A 17624-nucleotide genomic window follows, 5' to 3' on the forward strand; every position below is an offset into this window, starting at 1 on the left:
TCGATTATTTAAAGATTGAAGTTTTAAAGCTATTTGTTTGTTGAAGAAGTTTCTTGAAGATTTTCTCTTTAAGTGATACGGTATTATCAAATTTAACTGAGCCATTTTTAAGAGTAGCTTTATCTTTATCAACAGCTGCAGCAAATGCATTCTTCAAGTCTTCGTAACTACTGTATGTAGTACCATCGATTGTAACTGGGTTAAATCCTGCTTTAGCTTTATCAACAACTTCTTTGAAATATTCTTTCTTCCAATCTTCTAGAGTATTAAATTTACCATCAGAAACTTTCTTAATGATGAAGTCATCTCCTAGAGTAGCATGACCTGCTTGTTTAGACTCATTTTTCAGCATGTTAGAAGCATAATTTAGGAATCCTTTTTCATATCCAAAGTAACCCCACATACGGAAGGTGTTATGTTTGAATGACATTGCTCCTGGAGCACCTTCACTCGTATTACCACCATAGATACCAGCTGTAATTGGTACAGTTACATAGGCAGAGCCAAATCCAGTTGGATCATACTGACCATTACCAGGACCGTGTTTGGTCATGAAGTTTTTTTCTACTAAGTCGTTAACAGATGTTAAATTATATTCTTTTTCTTCTGCATTTAAATCTCTAACGTTGTCGTATTGGTTCTTCGTATTAGCTCCACGAAGTTGCTTATCTACTTTCTTGAACCAAGCGTTGTTTAGTTCTTTACTGCCTTTATCAATGACAGCTTCTCCTTCAAGGTAATCAAGAAGCATGAGGGTATCATTGAAACCTTTCATGTAATGATCGATTTCAGCGCGAGAAGTAAGGTCATTTGGATTTGTGTTATACCATTGGTTTCCATCGTTTGGACGTTCGTATGCCATGTTCAGTCCTAGTGCTTTAAAGTCACCGTTTGGACTTGTTTCAGCAGGCGATTGCAACATACCTTGTGCGAACGCCTCTAGGTCAGTACCTTCACGGTGTCTTGAACCACCTAAGTAAACCATGCGGTCATTTACGTGAGTCGTTTCGTGAGTGAAGGCTGATATACCAAAGTCACTAATCATATCAGTAACCATGAAGAAGACTGAATCATCCTTATAAGGGTTACCGTAAATACGAGCTACAGCTCCCATACGCCAGTCAGTAGCATGGTAGCGACCTGTTGGTCCGTATAATTCACGGATAGGTGCTACGTCTTTGCCACTATTCGTATGTCCGTATTTATCTGTACTGATTCCTTTATAGTTTTGGTTATCTAACACAGGAGTTGGTACCATGTTGTTGCTCTTAAGTAGTTGATTACGAACTTTATCCAATGATAAACGAGACCAGAAATCTAGGTAATTTTGTTGACCTTTAGCGACTTTATTGATTTCAGCTTTGAATGCTTCACGTTCTTCCGCAGTATTCTTACCGTATTTTTCAAAGGAACTGTAAGCCATAGTGTTATATGTTGAGATTAAGAACATATGTGCATCTTTCAAGTTAAGAAGTGGTAAAATCATCTTACCATGCATGTCGTTGTTTAATCCCTCGTAGGCTCTGTGTTTCTTATTAGCAAATTCAGGAGTTGTTGTTTTAGGTTCAACGACATATACATTATCTTTAGTCGCTTTTATGAACCAATCATTTAAGTCTGTATCACTTGTGAATAGACGCATGTTATAGTCTAAGAAACTGTTTAACTCACCTATACCAATAACTCCACCGATCGTTTCGCGATAAGCTTCTAAAGTTCTATCACCTTTAATGTTACTTTCTTTAGAACCAACCTTAATCAAGAAGTCTAACACATTTACATTCTTACCATAGAAGTCAGGTTTGAATAGCATTAATTCTTTAATATTAAAGTCATCGAATTTAACTCCGTAGTAACGGTTGAGGTAAGACAAACCAAGAAGAACTGCGGCCTTATTGTCATCGATTTTCTTAATCAAGGCACGTTTTGCAGCTTGATCAGTGTTAAGCTGGTGATCTTCATTTTCAACTAACTTCGTAACGAATTTATTAAGATTATCTTTAACATACTTGAAGCTTTCTTCTAAGTACAAATCCTTAATTGCATTGACTTTATTACCACCAGTTCTACCCAAGTGTTGGTAAATCGGATCAGATTGTAATTCTACTGGACTTAACTTGCTTTCGATAGCGCTGATTAAATCTGTACGATCTTTGACAACCATGTTTGGTGTATAAACGACTTCACCCAATTCAGCCACGCTGTATTCTTTCACTTGTTTCACTTTAGATTCTTTCGGTGAAATTGTAAAGATTTCTTTTGTCTTATCTGCGTAGTGAACCATAATATGGTCAGCATCTGTAAGGTCTGTGACAAAGTCATTGCCTTTCATTGCAGTTACAGACAATACTTCTTTAGTTAACAAGTTTGAACCTTCTGCAAGCTTGTTCCCTTGGTTAACAATCCATTCTTTGTTGTAGAATGGTTGAAGTTTTTCAATGTTACGGTAAGCAAGCTCACGAGAAGCATCGTAGTCATAAATATTTTTGTATTGATTAGCTTTACTTACAATATTGTTCAGTTTGTCTTCAATAGGAAGTGTGCTTTCGAATTTATCAGCAGTGATTCCCATTTTAGCAATTAATTCATCAGCTTTTTCTTGAGTTATGCTAGGGACTTTATTTGAGTTTTTATAAGTCTTTTTACCTTCACTTACACCCTCAACACTGTAGTTGCGCTTCGTTCTAGAGTATGTAAAGTAATCATCAGCATCAATATCAGAGTGACCAAAGACCATTTCACCAGTCTTAACTTTCATCATAGTGATGTTGTCTTCTATAGCCCCTAGTGCCCAGTTAGTCCCTAGCAGTCCACCAGACATAACGGCTTCTTTGAGTTCAATAGAGCCTTTTGCTACAGAGTTTCGAAGAGTACCTTCTTTACCTAAAGTATTGTTGTTGCCACCATTTTGAGATGAATATACAATTCCGGCAGCTTTAGCTTTGTTACCTGTGATTTCAGCATCAACATAAGCTTTTTCTACAATACCTTTCCAGTTTTCACCGACGATACCTGTTAAGTAACCACCTCGATTTCCAGCAGCGTGTACTTTACCGATAAATGCAACGTTACTTAATTTTCCACTGCCATCAATTTTATTGATAACACCAGATACATCATTATTACCAACAACGTTACCTGTTACTTTAATATTCTCTACAGTCGCATTATTTTTGATAACATTCGCTAGTGGTGCAATCCTATCAGTCCCTGGCATGTCGATATTTACATTTGCAAGTAGTAAATCTTTAACAGTACCACCGACAATATCACCGAATAAAGGTCTGTTCATATTGCTAATGGTAAATTTATTACCGTCAGTGCTTGTTAATGTTCCTTTGAAAGCATTAGTAACATAAGATTTTCCTGCTGGTTTAACGTTAGCAGCATTGATATTGCTACCAAGCTTAAATGTGCCAGTCGGGTCTTTTTGCATAGCTTTTACAAGGTCGTCAAAGCTATAATATACATCACCTTCGTGTGTTTTTTGTTTTTCAAAATAATGAACATACTCTTCGTTCAGTGTGTTATCAGCATTCCGTTGAATCAAATCAGGTGCTTTGGCAGTGACTTTGTATAAAGTTTTTCCGTCTTTTTCTACTTCTTCAATCTTATCAACAGCCAGTCTTGTTATTTTATTGTCATGAGTGGTCACTCGTAAATAAAGTGGAGCAAGATCAGCTGGTTTTTCTGTCAGCAAACTAGAATCTGTTTCATTACCATCAGCGTCCACACTCATCAAGCTTGTTTCTTTGATGTTTTTGATTTCAACTTTTTTGAGGTCAATTCTTAGCGGTTCTTCTTTCAGAACTTCTTCCTCATCACCCTCACCACGGTCATAAACCATCTTCGTTTCAAGTTTATAATCCTTGTAGTACTGTAAATCTGTCAGGGTAGTTGTCAAGTCATCTGGTGAAACATTCAATGTCTTCACAATCTCATCACCTTTTTTCAGAGTTAAGGTGATAGATTTAATGGCTGCCTTACTTGGATTTTCTAGACTATACTTAACATCTGAAGTACGCTTCAAATCCTTAGATTCAACTGCTGTGATGGTCAATACTGGTTTTTCAAAGCTCTTGGTACCACGTTTTAAAATTTTATCTTGAGGTGCCTCAAGGATTTCCTCTGTAACTTTTGGAGCGTTCTCTGTTTTAACTCCCTTAATGGTATTAAAGGTCTTGGTGATTTTTTTCTGACCTTCTTTACCTTCTTGAGCTACAACTTCTAAGCCTTTTTTCAGTTGATCATCTTCTTTAACAACTTCCTTAAATGGAATCTTTTCGAGACTTTCTTCTACAAGAGTTCCTTCAATTGGTTTTGTCCCACGACTTACCTGTTGGTTTACAGGCTCCTTGGCAACTTCTGTGCTAGTTGAAAGAACTTGGTCCGTTTTAACACCTTCTACTGTTTTATAAGTTGTTTTAGTAACTTGACTACCTTTTTCTCCATTTCTTACGACAGTTTCTTCGTCCGTATACTTGGTTGGATCATCAGTCGTTTCAGTTTTGTAGTCTAGGTCTGTAGTCGATGTTTCAACAAGGGTTCCCTCAGTTACTTTGTACTCTGGTAACTGTTCTTGTACAAGAGCTTGACCTGCTTTACCTTCTTCTTGAGTTCCTTTGGCTTCTACTGGAGCCTCTGGCAATTCAGGTTGCGTTAAGGCTTGTCCTTCCTTACCGTCCTCTTGAGTTCCTTTTGCTTCTATTGGAGCCTCTGGAAGTTCTGGTTGTGTTAGAGCTTGACCTGCTTTGCCTTCTTCTTGGGTCCCCTTCGTTTCAACTGGAGCATCTGGTAAGGTTGGTTGTGTTAAGGCTTGGCCTTCTTTACCGTCCTCCTGAGTTCCTTTTGCTACTTGATGCGTTGGTTCAACCTGTGGGGTTGGAGTTGGGGCAGGTTGCACCTCTTTCTTCGTTCCGACTGCAATGACTTGTGACACAGGATTCTGAACCACTTGGTCTTCGATGACTTCTCTAACTTCTTGACCATTAACCATTGATACTTTGGTTACAAGGCGACGCTGACCATTTACTCCAGCTGTGACGATACGAGTCTGTCCTTCTGCTAGATTAGCATCTAGGCTTGTGACTGTTTCAAACGGAATCTCCACCAACCTCTCTTCCTGTCTTGTCTGAGGCTTCTCAGAAACTGGTTTTGCTTCAACCGCAGGAGCAACCGGAGTTTGTGCCAAAGGTTTTTCAACAACAGTTTGGGGAGCAACAGCAGGTCTTTCTTGAACGACTTCAGTTTTCTCGATTTCTTTTGAACTTTGCTTCTCTACTGGCAACTTAGGCTGTTCAGCTGAAGCTGGCCTTAATGGATGGAGTTCTGCTTCCTTGAAGTATCCAATGTATTCATAGCCATCAATGTGGATAATCCCTTCAGCCAAACCCTCATGTGTAGAGGCTGAAATAGTTTGGTTATAAGAAAGCAATTCTTTATTTTCAAATGCAAATGTCCCGTAAGGCACAAAGGTGCTGGCTCCTAAAGAACCAATCAAGAGAACACCTAGGACCTCTTTGCGACCTTTTTTAGACACCAAAAAGACTGCTAGAGAAGCCGTTGCCAAGCCAAGACCTGCTAGGGCTAGCTCCTTACTTCCTGTGTAAGGAAGTTGTTGGCTGTTAGTTGCCTTCTTGCGATAAACTACATAAAGAATATCATCATCTTGAAATTCTGTAGGAACTTCATGGTGAATCAGAGCTTTTTCAGACTCGGTCAATTCCTGCTCCGCCAAATAACGGTAATGAACGCTATGAGCACCACCAACTTCATTGGCATGAACCTTATCTACTGAAAGGGTACTGGCACCAAAAAGGAAGGCCCCGATGGCTACAGGACCTACCCCAACAGTTAGCTTACGAATCGAATATTTGGTGATTTTTTCTAGTTGTTGTTTTGTTTTTTTCATTCTCACGACTTTCTGATAGAATCTTGTGGATACTGCGCACGCGCACCTCCAATTAATTTTGGACGGCTAGCAAGAGCCGTTACATGGGCATGCCCAATTTCTCTCAAAAGAGGGCGAATCGGAACCTGAACATGCTTGACATGCATACCAATTGCAGTGTCTCCGATATCCAATCCAGCATGAGCCTTGATAAATTCAACCTCAACTGGATCTTGCATAAACTTGAAGGCTGCCAACTGACCTGAACCTCCTGCATTGAGAGTTGGAAGGACACTGACGATTTCCAGGCCAAACTGCTCTGCCACCTGATGTTCAACAACGAGAGCCCGATTGACATGTTCACAACCTTGAACAGCTAGATGAATTCCTTTTTCCTCTAGGATATCTAGGATGGTCTTCACGATGATTTCCCCAATTTCTTGGCTGGATTCCTTGCCAATCTGACCACCTATCACTTCACTAGAAGAAAGGCCCAAAACAAAGATAGATCCTTGCTTCAAATTGGCCTTTTCTAATACATCTTTTACAATCTGGCTTGTTTCTCTTTGAATGTCTTTTTCCTTCATACTTGATACCTCTTTTGTCATTATCTATCATATCGTTTTTTCTACGTTTTAGCAAGATAGACAATCTAGAAAGCTTGTTCAATTACGCATAAAACTCCCAAAATTGACTGGGAGTTAGCTAGTTTCTATTCCATTTATGTATATTTCAACTGTCGTACCTTTTGAGGGAATAGAATCAATCTTCATTTGGTAATCTTCTCCAAAATGAAGTTTGAGCCGTTGGTCAACGTTTTGAATACCAACTCCCCCACGTTTGAGCTGACTTTGACTACTATCGCTAGCATCTTGGAAACCAACTCCATCATCCTCAATGCGGATGACCAATCCTGAATCCTGTTTCTGCACAGAAACTCTAATATGTCCCTGACCTTCCTTTTCCTTAATGCCATGGTAAAGAGCATTTTCTACCAAGGGTTGTAACACCAACTTGGGCAAGACTAGCTTATCAAAGTCAGGATTTTCAGAAATTTCATATTCCAGCTTATCTCCATAGCGTTGTTTCTGGATAAAGAGATACTGGCGGACATGATTAATTTCGTCAGACAGGCAAATCAAATCCTTACCCTGATTGAGCGCCAAGCGGAAATAGGTCGCCAATGACTTGGTCACCTGAACCACTCGCTGACTATCCTGAAATTCAGCCATCCAGATGATCGTATCCAATGTGTTGTAGAGGAAATGGGGGTTAATCTGGCTTGATAGGGCTTGAAGTTGGTACTGACGGGTCGTTTCTTCCTGCCTGCGAATATCTGCCATCAACTGATCAATCTGATCCAACATAGCATTGAACTGGCGAGTCACTTCTCTCAGTTCATGGGCACCAGTTTCCTTGGCACGAAGATTCTGATTACCAGAAGCAATGTCCAACATGGTTTCTCTCAAATCCTTCAAAGGGGCAATCCAACGTCTGAGACTGAACCACACCAAGCAGAGACAGGCAAGAAGAGAGGTGACACTGGCCCCAAGCAAGGTCCACAAGAGCTGACTCCGAACTTGAGATAATTTTTCCAACGAAGAAACTCCTATAACCGTCCAATCAGTTCCTGCAATCTGTTCCTGACTGACGTAGGATTTATGGCCAGGAGTATAGCCCTGACCTGTCTCGATGTAGGGTTTCATAGCCTCCATTTCGCTAGATGAACTATAAACTGTGTGTTGAGGATGGTAGACAAATTCATGGTTTTCATTGATGATAAAGGCAAAACCCTGCTGACCCAACTGGAGTTGGTTGAGATAGGCTTCCAAAGTTTCATAGGAAATATCCAAGCGAAGTACGCCAAGATTGACCCCCTTTGCATCAACAAGTTCCTGAGTAACAGAAATAACCCACTGACTATCCGATTTACGAGCTGGAGTCAAAATGGGCATGGCTCCCTGATGAATGGCCTTTTGGTACCAATCCTCAGCCATCATATCAGAAGAAGTTTTCATCTGCACACTGTCATCTGTAGAAATGACCTGACCGGATTTAGTGACCAGTACAACAGCTTTCAAATCTTGGTCTGCCTTCAAGATAGTCAAAAATAGATTTCGAATTCCCTTGACCTTGTCTTGACTGGGATTCTCAGAATAGGCTAGGACATCTGCCTGCTGGGTCAAACTAGTCGAGGTGGTTTCTAATTTTTTGATATAAGACTGGATAAAGTGGCTAGTCTGACTGATAGTCGTCTGGCTATTGCCCTCAATGCTAGCCTCAATAGCTGAAGAACTAGATTGATAGTAGAAAGTCCCAACCAGAGCTAGGAGAATGAGAAAGACCAGAAAGATGGAAATAACCATTCTGACTAGGAGAGATGAACGCTTCATCGGCCTTCCCCCTTCTTAAACTGGCGAGGTGTCACACCTGCAACTTGTTTAAAACGTTGGGTAAAGTAATTCATATCTTCAAAGCCAACCTTTTCGGCTATCTCGTAAATCTTCAGATCTGTAGTCAAAAGCAAGAGTTTGGCTTGTTTGACACGCTCTCGTACCAGATAATCCTGAAAAGGCAGCCCCAACTCTTTCTTAATCAAGGAACTCAGATAGGTCGGACTAAAACCTAAGTCACTGGCCAAAGACTTCAAACTAAACTGACTGTCAGCCAGATGAGACTGGATTTTCTGAGCAATATTTCCCTCTAAATTATCAGTCAGTAAATCTTGTAACTGCTCTTCTTTTTCTTCCTTGTCTAGTTTTTGCTTGATTTTCCCCAACATTTCCTCAATATCCTGACGGGAAAAGGGTTTGAGCAAGTAGTCATCCACACCGAGTTTGACAGCAGACAAGGCATAATCAAAATCATCGTAGCCGGTCAAAAAAACTAGGTGAACCTGAGGATAGGTTTCTCGGACCAGACTGGCCAACTGGATGCCATTTAGCTGAGGCATGTTGATATCAGTTAAAATAATGTCTGGCACCTGTTTTTGGATCAAATCCCAAGCCTGCCTTCCATTTTCAGCCTGACCGATGATTTCCATATCGTAAGCTGCTACATTGACCAGCTTGGTCAAACCTTGTCTTACCAGATATTCATCTTCTACGATTAAGATTGTATAGGTCATGCCCTGCTCCTTTACCACTTACTAGTATCAGTATAGCAAAATTCTCCTCTAACTGCTTAGGAAAGACTTCTTAATCGACATAATCTAGTAAATAGGCATAGCCTTTTTCTTCCATTTGGTCTTTAGGAATAAAGCGGATAGATAGACTATTGATACAGTAGCGCAAGCCACCCTTGTCCTGTGGTCCATCCGTAAAGACATGACCAAGGTGAGAATCTCCAACTCGGCTCCGCACTTCCATGCGCGTCATATTGTAGGACTTATCTTCCTTGTAAGTGGCAACATCTGGGCTGATGGGCTGGGTGAAACTAGGCCAACCACAACCAGACTCAAACTTGTCCTTTGATGAAAAGAGGGGTTCGCCAGTTGCTACATCCACATAGATACCAGATTCAAATTTATCCCAGTAGCGGTTTGAAAAAGCTCGTTCTGTTTGATTTTTCTGGGTAACTGCATACTCCTCAGGTGACAAGGTCTTCTTCAATTCCTCATCACTTGGTTTCGGATATTTGCTGGCATCGATGACGGGATAGGCCGCCTGATTGACATTGATATGACAGTAGCCATTTGGATTTTTCTTGAGGTAGTCTTGGTGATAATCCTCTGCCACTACAAAATTCTTCAAGGTCTCCTTTTCAACTGCTAGAGGTTGATCGTATTTCTTAGCCACCTCATCAAAGACTTGGTTAATCACCTCCAAATCCTTGTCATCTGTGTAATAAACACCTGTACGATACTGGGTACCCACGTCATTTCCTTGTTTATTTTTGCTGGTTGGATTGATAATGCGGAAGTAATGAAGCAGGATTTCTTTGAGGGAAATTTGTTTGGCATCATAAGTAACATGGACAGTCTCTGCATGACCTGTTTGGTTAATCAATTCGTACTTGGTTGTCTCCCCTCTACCGTTCGCATAGCCTGAAACGGCATCTGTCACTCCAGGCACACGTGAGAAATATTCCTCCACTCCCCAGAAACATCCCCCAGCTAGATAAATTTCGTGCAAGTCTGCGTCTTTACTAATTTCTGTTTTTTTCACTGTTTTTCCTCCTTGGCTAACTGATGCTTTCTCAATTTGCGAGCTATCTGTCTGCCCTGCATTTCGCATCAATAGAAAATAGAAACCGCTTATGGCTAGGAAAAAGATTCCTGCCAAGACAAACAATTTTACTTTATCATTCATGACCTTTCTCTACCCCATTTCTTTCAATGTTTTTAAAATCATATCCTTATCCATAAAACCTGGTTGCGTTTTGACCAGCTTGCCTTCCTTGTCTATAAAGGCTTGAGTTGGGTAAGAACGGACACCATAACTTTCCAAAAGTTTTCCTGATGAATCAATTAGAACTGGAATATTTTTATAATCCAAGCCCTTGTACCAGTTCTTAAAGTCCGCTTCTGCTTGTTCTCCCTTGTGACCAGGAGACACCACTGTCAAGACCACATAATCATCACCAGCATCCTTAGCAATTTCATCGGTATCTGGAAGACTAGCTAAACAGATGGAACACCAAGAAGCCCAGAATTTGAGATAAACTTTCTTGCCTTTGTAATCAGACAAGCGGTAGGTCTTGCCGTCTACACCTGTTAGTTCAAAATCAGCGACTGCTTGACCCTTGGTGGCAGTTTGCGAGCTGACTTGTTCTGTTTTCGTTTGCTCCTTCATAGTAGATTTGTCTGACATGTTTTTAGCCGAACAGGCTGCCAAGCAACAGATTGAGCCTACTCCAAGGAGACATGTTTGCCATTTTTTCATTTCTTCTTCCTTTCTATTCAAATAATGTAGTCAAAATGGAAGCATTTCCCAAAAGCACCAAGATTCCCATTACGATAATGAGGAAACCACCCACTTTTTTGAGGGTCCCGAGGTAGGGATGGAGTTTTCGGAAATGTTTCAAAACATAGCTGGAGGCGAGAGCTAGAACCAAAAATGGTAGTGCCAATCCCAGCGTGTAAATCAACATGAGACCAGCTCCCTGCCAAGCACCTGAGCCACCTGAAGCCGCCAAGGCCAAAACAGAGCCAAGAACCGGCCCCACACATGGCGTCCAAGCAAAACTAAAGGTCAGCCCCAGTAAAAATGCCTGACTATAGCCCTTACCCTTTTGCCCCTGTCTCTGTAATTGTAGCCTTCTTTCCTTGTAGAACCCCTGAAAATGTAAGACTTCCATCTGGTGCAAGCCCAAAAGAATGATAACCGCACCCGTCACATACTGAAACCAAGAAGCATACAGTAAATTGCCTAAAAAACCAGCCCCATAGCCTAGTAAGATAAAAACAAAGGATATCCCTGCTATAAAGACCAAAGTTCGCAATAGACTAACAAGTGAGATTGAACATTTGCCACTAGAAGCCTGAGCACCATCTTTGTCATCCAATAAGACCCCTGCATAGACTGGCAACAAGGGTAAGATACAAGGAGAAAAGAAGGAAAGAATTCCAGCAAGAAAAACACTGATAAAAAAGATTATATTATCCATTGCCTTCCTCCATTCTTTGATTTGATAGGACTATTATAGCCCCAAACCCCCAGAAAAAACAGGGACAATGATAGGGAAAAATAGGAATTTAATCAGGTTATGTAAAAAATGTTGCAAAAAAAGCCAGACAAAGTCTGACTTTGATGGAAACTGAAAAGAAAATTCACTAGTCTTCCCTACTTATCTGATAATAAATGAGGTCCGCAAGATAGCCTTTTCTCTCTACACCATTAACAATGGTTTGTAGATAGGACATCCCTGCTTTCTCCATGACACGACCTGAAGCTGGGTTGAGACTGGCATAACGTGCCTTGACTTTTTGAAAGCCTACTTGAGTAAAACAAAAGTCCAAGACAGCTTTTAAGGCCTCTGTCATCATCCCACATCCCCAGTATTTCTTGCCTAGCACATAGCCAATTTCACAAGAAGAATCGTTCCCATCTATTGCAACAATGCTGATATCTCCTATCACTTGCTCAGGATCTTCTTTGAGGCAAATGGCCCATTTGTAATAGTTGGGATTTGTATACGAGCCAACCCAATTTCGAATAGACTTCCGAGTCACCTCAACATCAGGATGAGGATCCCAAGTAACGTAGGTTAGATTCTCAGCGGATGAAGCCCAATTCTGAAACAGGGCTTCTGCATCACTTTCCACAAATCTTCGCAAGATTAAACGATCTGTCTGTAATATTTGCGTACCAATCGCTTTCATGATGTTACCTCGCTTTCTGATAGATGATTCTCTGCCCAATCTCCATTAAAACTTGTTTTGCTTTTGAATCTCAAGGTAATACGCTAAAAAGGTCCATTGGACCTTCCTCACTTACTTGTTTCCATGCTCGGGGTTCAAGGTCCCCCAGACCTTCTCTCACTTTCTTATTTATAGGCTCAGGGTAAAAAGACTAAACTCAGTAATAACTAAAAAACAAGTTTTTCATCTAGTTCCTTGACGCAGTCGCTGTCTGGTTTGAAATGCGCTCTAGCAAGCTTTTTCAAACCTAGTCATCGTTGCGGGGGTGAGACGGCGAAATCGAACTCTGTGAGTTACCGATTTCTGTCTCACTCCCAAAAGTCATCAAAGACGGTGATAGGTAGGTGGCGTTTGTGTTGGCCTTTGTGCCACCAGTTTTCGATGATCGCTTGGGCTTCTGGGCTGATTGTTTTGCCTTCTAGGTAGTCGTCAATCTCTTCATAAGTGACTCCGAGGGCTACTTCGTCAGCTAGGCCTGGTTTGTCTTCTTCTAGGTCTGCTGTTGGGATTTTTTCATAAAGGGCTGGATCTGCACCAAGTTCCTTCAAGAGTTGTTTTCCTTGACTCTTATTGAGGCGATAAAGAGGGAGAATATCTGCACCACCGTCACCAAACTTGGTAAAGAAACCTGTGATATTTTCCGCGGCGTGGTCTGTTCCAATGACCGCTCCGCTATGGGAACCAGCAAGGGCATACTGAGCAATCATACGGCAACGTGCCTTGATATTTCCCTTGTTGAAGTCTGAAACAGGGCTTCCTGTCGCTTCAACTGCAGCTGTCATGGCATCCGCAGATTCCTTGATATTCACCACTAAACTGACATCAGGCTGGATAAAGGCTAGGGATTTTTGAGCATCTGCTTCATCAGCTTGCACTCCATAAGGTAGGCGGACAGCGATAAATTTGTAGCTGTCATCGCCCGTTTCTGCTCGCAGTTCTTCCATAGCCAATTGAGCAAACCGTCCTGCTAAGGTTGAGTCTTGTCCCCCAGAAATCCCTAGTACAAAGGTTTTTAGGAAGGGATGTTTTTTCAGGTATCTTTTTAAGAAATCAATGGAACGGCGGATTTCTTCCTGGGCATCAATCACTGGTTTCACGCCCAGTTCTTGGATAATCGTTTCTTGCAAACTCATTCTTCTTCTCCTTCACCAAGAGCTTCCTTGCGCATCTTATCAATCAAGTCCATCTTGTCTTGCCATACATCACGCGCCAAATCCACTGGATAATGCTGCGGATTGAGCACACGCTTGTACTCATCCCAAAGCTTGTCAAATTCCTTACGAGCATAATCCTGAATCTCAGTCAGGCTAGGCAGGTTGTAAATCAATTTTCCGTCTTTGAAGATATCCACCAAGAGAGGAACGGCATCAAAATTACGAACGGTCTTCTTGATGTAGGTATAGGTCGGATGGAACATCTTGATTTCTGTCATGTCGCTCACATCCACACCGTCATAAGTGATGTAGTCGCCTTCTGACTTGCCTTTTTCACGACTGGTAATGCGCCACACCTGCTTCTTACCTGGTGTAGACACTTTTTCAGCATTATTTGACAGCTTAATCGTATTGCGCATGTTCCCATTTTCATCTTCAATTGCAACAATCTTATAAACTGCCCCAAGAGCTGGCTGATCATAGGCTGTAATCAGCTTGGTTCCCACACCCCAGACATCAATCTTAGCCTTTTGCATCTTGAGGTTGAGAATGGTATTTTCGTCCAAATCATTTGAAGCATAAATCTTAGCCTCTGTAAATCCAGCCTCGTCCAGTTGCTGACGGACTTTCTTAGAAATGTAGGCAATATCCCCCGAGTCAATCCGCACACCCATAAAGTTAATCTGGTCACCCAGCTCACGCGCCACCTGAATGGCAGCTGGTACACCGATGCGAAGGGTGTCATAGGTATCTACAAGAAAGACACAATTTTTGTGGGTCGCAGCATAAGCCTTAAAGGCCTCATAGTCGTTACCATAAACCTGTACCAAGGCATGGGCATGGGTCCCCAAAACAGGAATGTCAAAGAGTTTACCAGCGCGCACGTTGCTGGTTCCATTGGCACCACCAATCACCGCTGCGCGTGTTCCCCAGATGGCCGCATCCATCTCTTGAGCCCGACGTGTCCCAAACTCCATCAAGGGTTCATCTTCTATAACCGAACGAATACGAGCTGCCTTAGTCGCCACCAAGGTCTGGTAGTTGACGATGTTCAAAAGAGCCGTTTCGACCAACTGACATTGGGCTAGAGGGCCTTCCACCTGCACAATCGGTTCATTAGCAAAGACCAAGTCCCCTTCTTGGGCAGAACGAACGGTCAGCTCCAACTTGAAATTGCGGAGGTAGTCCAAGAATGCCCCATGATAGCCTAGCGATTCCAAATAGGCAATATCACTATCTGAAAAACGCAGGTCTTCAAGATAACTCACAATTCTTTCCAAACCTGCAAAAACCGCATAGCCGTTCTTAAAAGGCTGTTGTCGGAAATAAACCTCAAAGACCGCCTTTTTATTGTGAATCCCCTGGTCAAAGTAAACCTGCATCATGTTAATCTGGTACAAGTCCGTGTGCAATGTCAAACTATCATCTGGATACATACTTTTCCTACTTCCTTAGCTAGAAACCCATAAAAATTTTCAAAAACTTTCATGTATTCCAATAAATTAGTACTATTATATCACATTTTAGCTGGATTGAGAAAAGAGTAACAAGCTATTCTCCACTCTCCAGTTCATCCATGTCTTGCTCAAATTTTTTCTGAGCCCATTCGCCATAACTCTTCAGACCGAGATTGCCGATAAAGACCCAAGGAAGGTAAATGACATAAGTAATGACCCAAGCAGACAGGTATTTAACATTCAAAGGATTGTGCTGATAAATTTCTATATTGAATTGATAATTCTGCAACATCAATAGAGTTGTAATCGCCAAGGTTAGGAAAAAACAACCCAAAATCGTAAAATGAAAACGACTATAGTAGGTCACTCCCAGATAACGGGCACGATTGAAAAAAAACAAAATCCCTACTATCAGAGTATAGACTAGAAAATTCGGATTAAAAAGAGAGGGAGCTAATACAGCCACCAAATAGCTTAGAAGCACAAGCCCAATGAAGAGGGTAAAGGATTCCGCCCCAGCTTTATTGATTAATTGTTCTTCTCTTTCGTCAAGTAATTGATAATGAATGAATTTAGTTAACATCTTCTTCCTCCCAAAATAGTTGGTCTAGTGTTTTCCCTAAACATCTGCAAATGGACTGGCAGAGCGAGAGACTGGGATTATATTTTCCAGCCTCTATCAAACCAATAGTCTGGCGTGTCACACCAACAGCCTCTGCCAGTTGACCTTGTGTTAAATCAAGCTCTACACGAGCTAATTTTAATTTTAAATTTTTAGCCACCTGCGTCCTCCTTATAGTTTTAATACTCATCTACTCTTAAAAAATCCAAAACCAACACAAGCTGTCAGCTATTTATTATAACCTCATTAATTAGCACTCCAATATTATCTTCAGCCTAAAATCAGTATGTTGGATTGTTTGAAATAAACTTCCTAGTTTGCTATTTGATTTTTTGTTTAGTATTAGCTTTAGTAGGGTCTTTTAAACGAGTTTTGATTGATTGTATTTCTTATTTTGTTGGTTTCATATTACTATTATATAATGCTTTTGGAAATGAGTCTAGTATAAGTCAAAAACGTGGTGAACAGCAAGAGAAGGAGCATACCAAGATGACTGATTTTTTGCTGGTTTTAAGTATGCAAAATAATACTAAACGAAACTAAAATGAATACTTCTTGCTTTTCTTGAGAGTGAAAAAGTACAATAAAATGATTGTAGTGATTACCACAAGATACTGACTAATAGACATCGTATTTGAAGCCACAAATACAGGTAAAGAATAAAAAGGAAGAAGTTCAATTGCTTTGATAAACAAATCATTACTAGTATTCATCATAATCGTATTTAATATATTAGGGATAAAGAGTAGTAAAGCAACTAAAATACCAAATATCAAGCCACTTTTCAATTTGTATAAATAGAAAATGTAAGATAATAGAAAATAAAATAGGACTAACAAAATTGTATTGACTACAATAGCTACTATAAAATCTAATCCTAAATCACCTGGAACACCCAATTTACATACGATGACTAGTAACACAATACCATTCAAAGCATAAATAATAGAAACTGAGATGGCATATAGAAAATTAGACAAGACGTAAATCATCCGATTTTTCTTTTGATTATAAAATAAACTGATCGTATTGTTAGAAAAATCCCTGCTAATAATTCGGTTAGCATGTATAACAGCCATTAACATACCGAGCATAGCATAAAAATTTGAAATATGCTTAATACCAAGTGATGTCCCTTGAGTCTTTAGAATAAAGAATGTAACCAGTATCGGCGGTATAAACGAGATAATCAATCCGAGATATATTACGCCTGATGAATATAAATCTCTTATATTTTCCTTAAGAAAATTCAATTTATTTAATTTCATGATTATAACCTTCCTTTATTTTGAACGATTTAGATAAATATCTTTAAGCGTCTCTTTTTTAGTTTCAAAATCAACTACTTTAATAGAGTTTTCGTTAAAAAATTTAAAAAGCTCACTACTTTGAATATTCCCAGACATAGTAATTTTCAGTCCCTCTTCCTGAACAATATCCCCAAATTCTTGTTTGGTAAGGAAAATGTCTTTATCTGTAGCTGATGAAAAAGCTATCTCAAACAAGCAATTATGTCTATCTTTTCCTACTTTTTGGAATGTCAAAAGCCCGTTCTCCAAGAAAAGGACCCTCTCACAAATTTCTTCAATATCTTCTAATTTATGACTCGATATTAAAATTCCCACATTTTCATGTAAAGCTAAGTTTTTTAGAACTGCTAAAACTATTTGTGATGATTCAATATCTAAACCATTAGTCGGTTCATCTAAAATCAATATATCAGGTTCCGTAACGAGAGTTAGAAGCAAAGCTAATTTTTGTTTTGTACCTAAAGAATAGGTCTTTACTTTTTTATTAATAGACTGAGTCAAATCTAACTCTTGGATCAAACTTCCAAATCTTTCTTTATTGTAGTCAACACCATATAAATTTGACAAATATTTTAAATTCTCTAAACCTGTTTTAGATAAAAATAATTTTGGTTCTTCGATTAAATACCCAACATTATCACTACTTATAATATTCCCTGAAGTCGGTTGATTATTCTGAACAAGAATTTTCATCAATGTACTCTTGCCAACTCCGTTTCTCCCTACTAGACCAACAATTTCACCCTTATTAAGTGCAAAATTTATATCTTTGAGAATGATTGAATGAGCATAATGCTTACTTACATTTATAACTTCCATTTTTTATTCCT

The 17624-nt window shown here is 40.0% G+C and carries 14 protein-coding genes; all 14 read right to left on the reverse strand.

What is annotated here, in order from left to right:
• Positions 1–4: 4 nt before the first annotated feature.
• Positions 5–5911 (reverse strand): ZmpA/ZmpB/ZmpC family metallo-endopeptidase, encoded by a 5907-nt coding sequence (locus K1I71_RS01300; RefSeq protein ID WP_223329980.1) that lies wholly within the window; start codon positions 5909–5911, stop codon positions 5–7.
• A gap of 2 nt (positions 5912–5913) precedes the next feature.
• Complete coding sequence (locus K1I71_RS01305; RefSeq protein WP_223329981.1) at positions 5914–6477, reverse strand: TIGR01440 family protein; 564 nt, start codon at positions 6475–6477, stop codon at positions 5914–5916.
• Between the two features lie 114 nt (positions 6478–6591).
• A complete protein-coding gene (locus K1I71_RS01310) occupies positions 6592–8283 on the reverse strand; it encodes a cache domain-containing sensor histidine kinase (RefSeq protein ID WP_223329982.1) in 1692 nt (563 codons plus the stop codon).
• The gene (locus tag K1I71_RS01315; RefSeq protein WP_223329983.1) at positions 8280–9017 is read right to left on the reverse strand and encodes a response regulator transcription factor; all 738 of its coding nucleotides are present in this window, start codon (positions 9015–9017) and stop codon (positions 8280–8282) included. The genes K1I71_RS01310 and K1I71_RS01315 overlap by 4 nt, the downstream gene beginning before the upstream one ends.
• A 70-nt stretch (positions 9018–9087) precedes the next feature.
• Positions 9088–10200 (reverse strand): peptide-methionine (R)-S-oxide reductase MsrB, encoded by a 1113-nt coding sequence (gene msrB, locus K1I71_RS01320; RefSeq protein ID WP_223329984.1) that lies wholly within the window; start codon positions 10198–10200, stop codon positions 9088–9090.
• Positions 10201–10209: 9 nt separating this feature from the next.
• The gene (locus K1I71_RS01325) at positions 10210–10773 is read right to left on the reverse strand and encodes a redoxin family protein (protein ID WP_223329985.1); all 564 of its coding nucleotides are present in this window, start codon (positions 10771–10773) and stop codon (positions 10210–10212) included.
• A gap of 13 nt (positions 10774–10786) precedes the next feature.
• Positions 10787–11497 (reverse strand): thiol-disulfide oxidoreductase-associated membrane protein CcdA2, encoded by a 711-nt coding sequence (gene ccdA2, locus K1I71_RS01330; protein ID WP_223329986.1) that lies wholly within the window; start codon positions 11495–11497, stop codon positions 10787–10789.
• 166 nt (positions 11498–11663) lie between these two features.
• On the reverse strand, positions 11664–12212 hold the full coding sequence (locus K1I71_RS01335; protein WP_223329987.1) for a GNAT family N-acetyltransferase: 549 nt from the start codon (positions 12210–12212) through the stop codon (positions 11664–11666).
• Positions 12213–12559: 347 nt separating this feature from the next.
• Complete coding sequence (gene nadE, locus K1I71_RS01340) at positions 12560–13384, reverse strand: ammonia-dependent NAD(+) synthetase (protein WP_223329988.1); 825 nt, start codon at positions 13382–13384, stop codon at positions 12560–12562.
• A complete protein-coding gene (locus K1I71_RS01345) occupies positions 13381–14841 on the reverse strand; it encodes a nicotinate phosphoribosyltransferase (RefSeq protein WP_223329989.1) in 1461 nt (486 codons plus the stop codon). The genes nadE and K1I71_RS01345 overlap by 4 nt, the downstream gene beginning before the upstream one ends.
• A 115-nt stretch (positions 14842–14956) precedes the next feature.
• Positions 14957–15445, reverse strand: a complete 489-nt coding sequence (locus K1I71_RS01350) for a DUF6773 family protein (RefSeq protein ID WP_223329990.1) — start codon at positions 15443–15445, stop codon at positions 14957–14959.
• The gene (locus tag K1I71_RS01355; protein WP_070479483.1) at positions 15435–15644 is read right to left on the reverse strand and encodes a helix-turn-helix transcriptional regulator; all 210 of its coding nucleotides are present in this window, start codon (positions 15642–15644) and stop codon (positions 15435–15437) included. The genes K1I71_RS01350 and K1I71_RS01355 overlap by 11 nt, the downstream gene beginning before the upstream one ends.
• Before the next feature lie 379 nt (positions 15645–16023).
• Positions 16024–16752, reverse strand: coding sequence for an ABC transporter permease (locus tag K1I71_RS01360; protein WP_049543346.1), 729 nt, complete (start codon positions 16750–16752; stop codon positions 16024–16026).
• 15 nt (positions 16753–16767) lie between these two features.
• Positions 16768–17613: an ABC transporter ATP-binding protein gene (locus K1I71_RS01365; protein WP_080977898.1), complete on the reverse strand. Its 846-nt coding sequence runs from the start codon at positions 17611–17613 to the stop codon at positions 16768–16770.
• Between the last annotated feature and the right edge of the window lie 11 nt (positions 17614–17624).

It is taken from the genome of Streptococcus mitis (assembly GCF_019929545.1).
Lineage (GTDB): Bacteria > Bacillota > Bacilli > Lactobacillales > Streptococcaceae > Streptococcus > Streptococcus mitis_BU.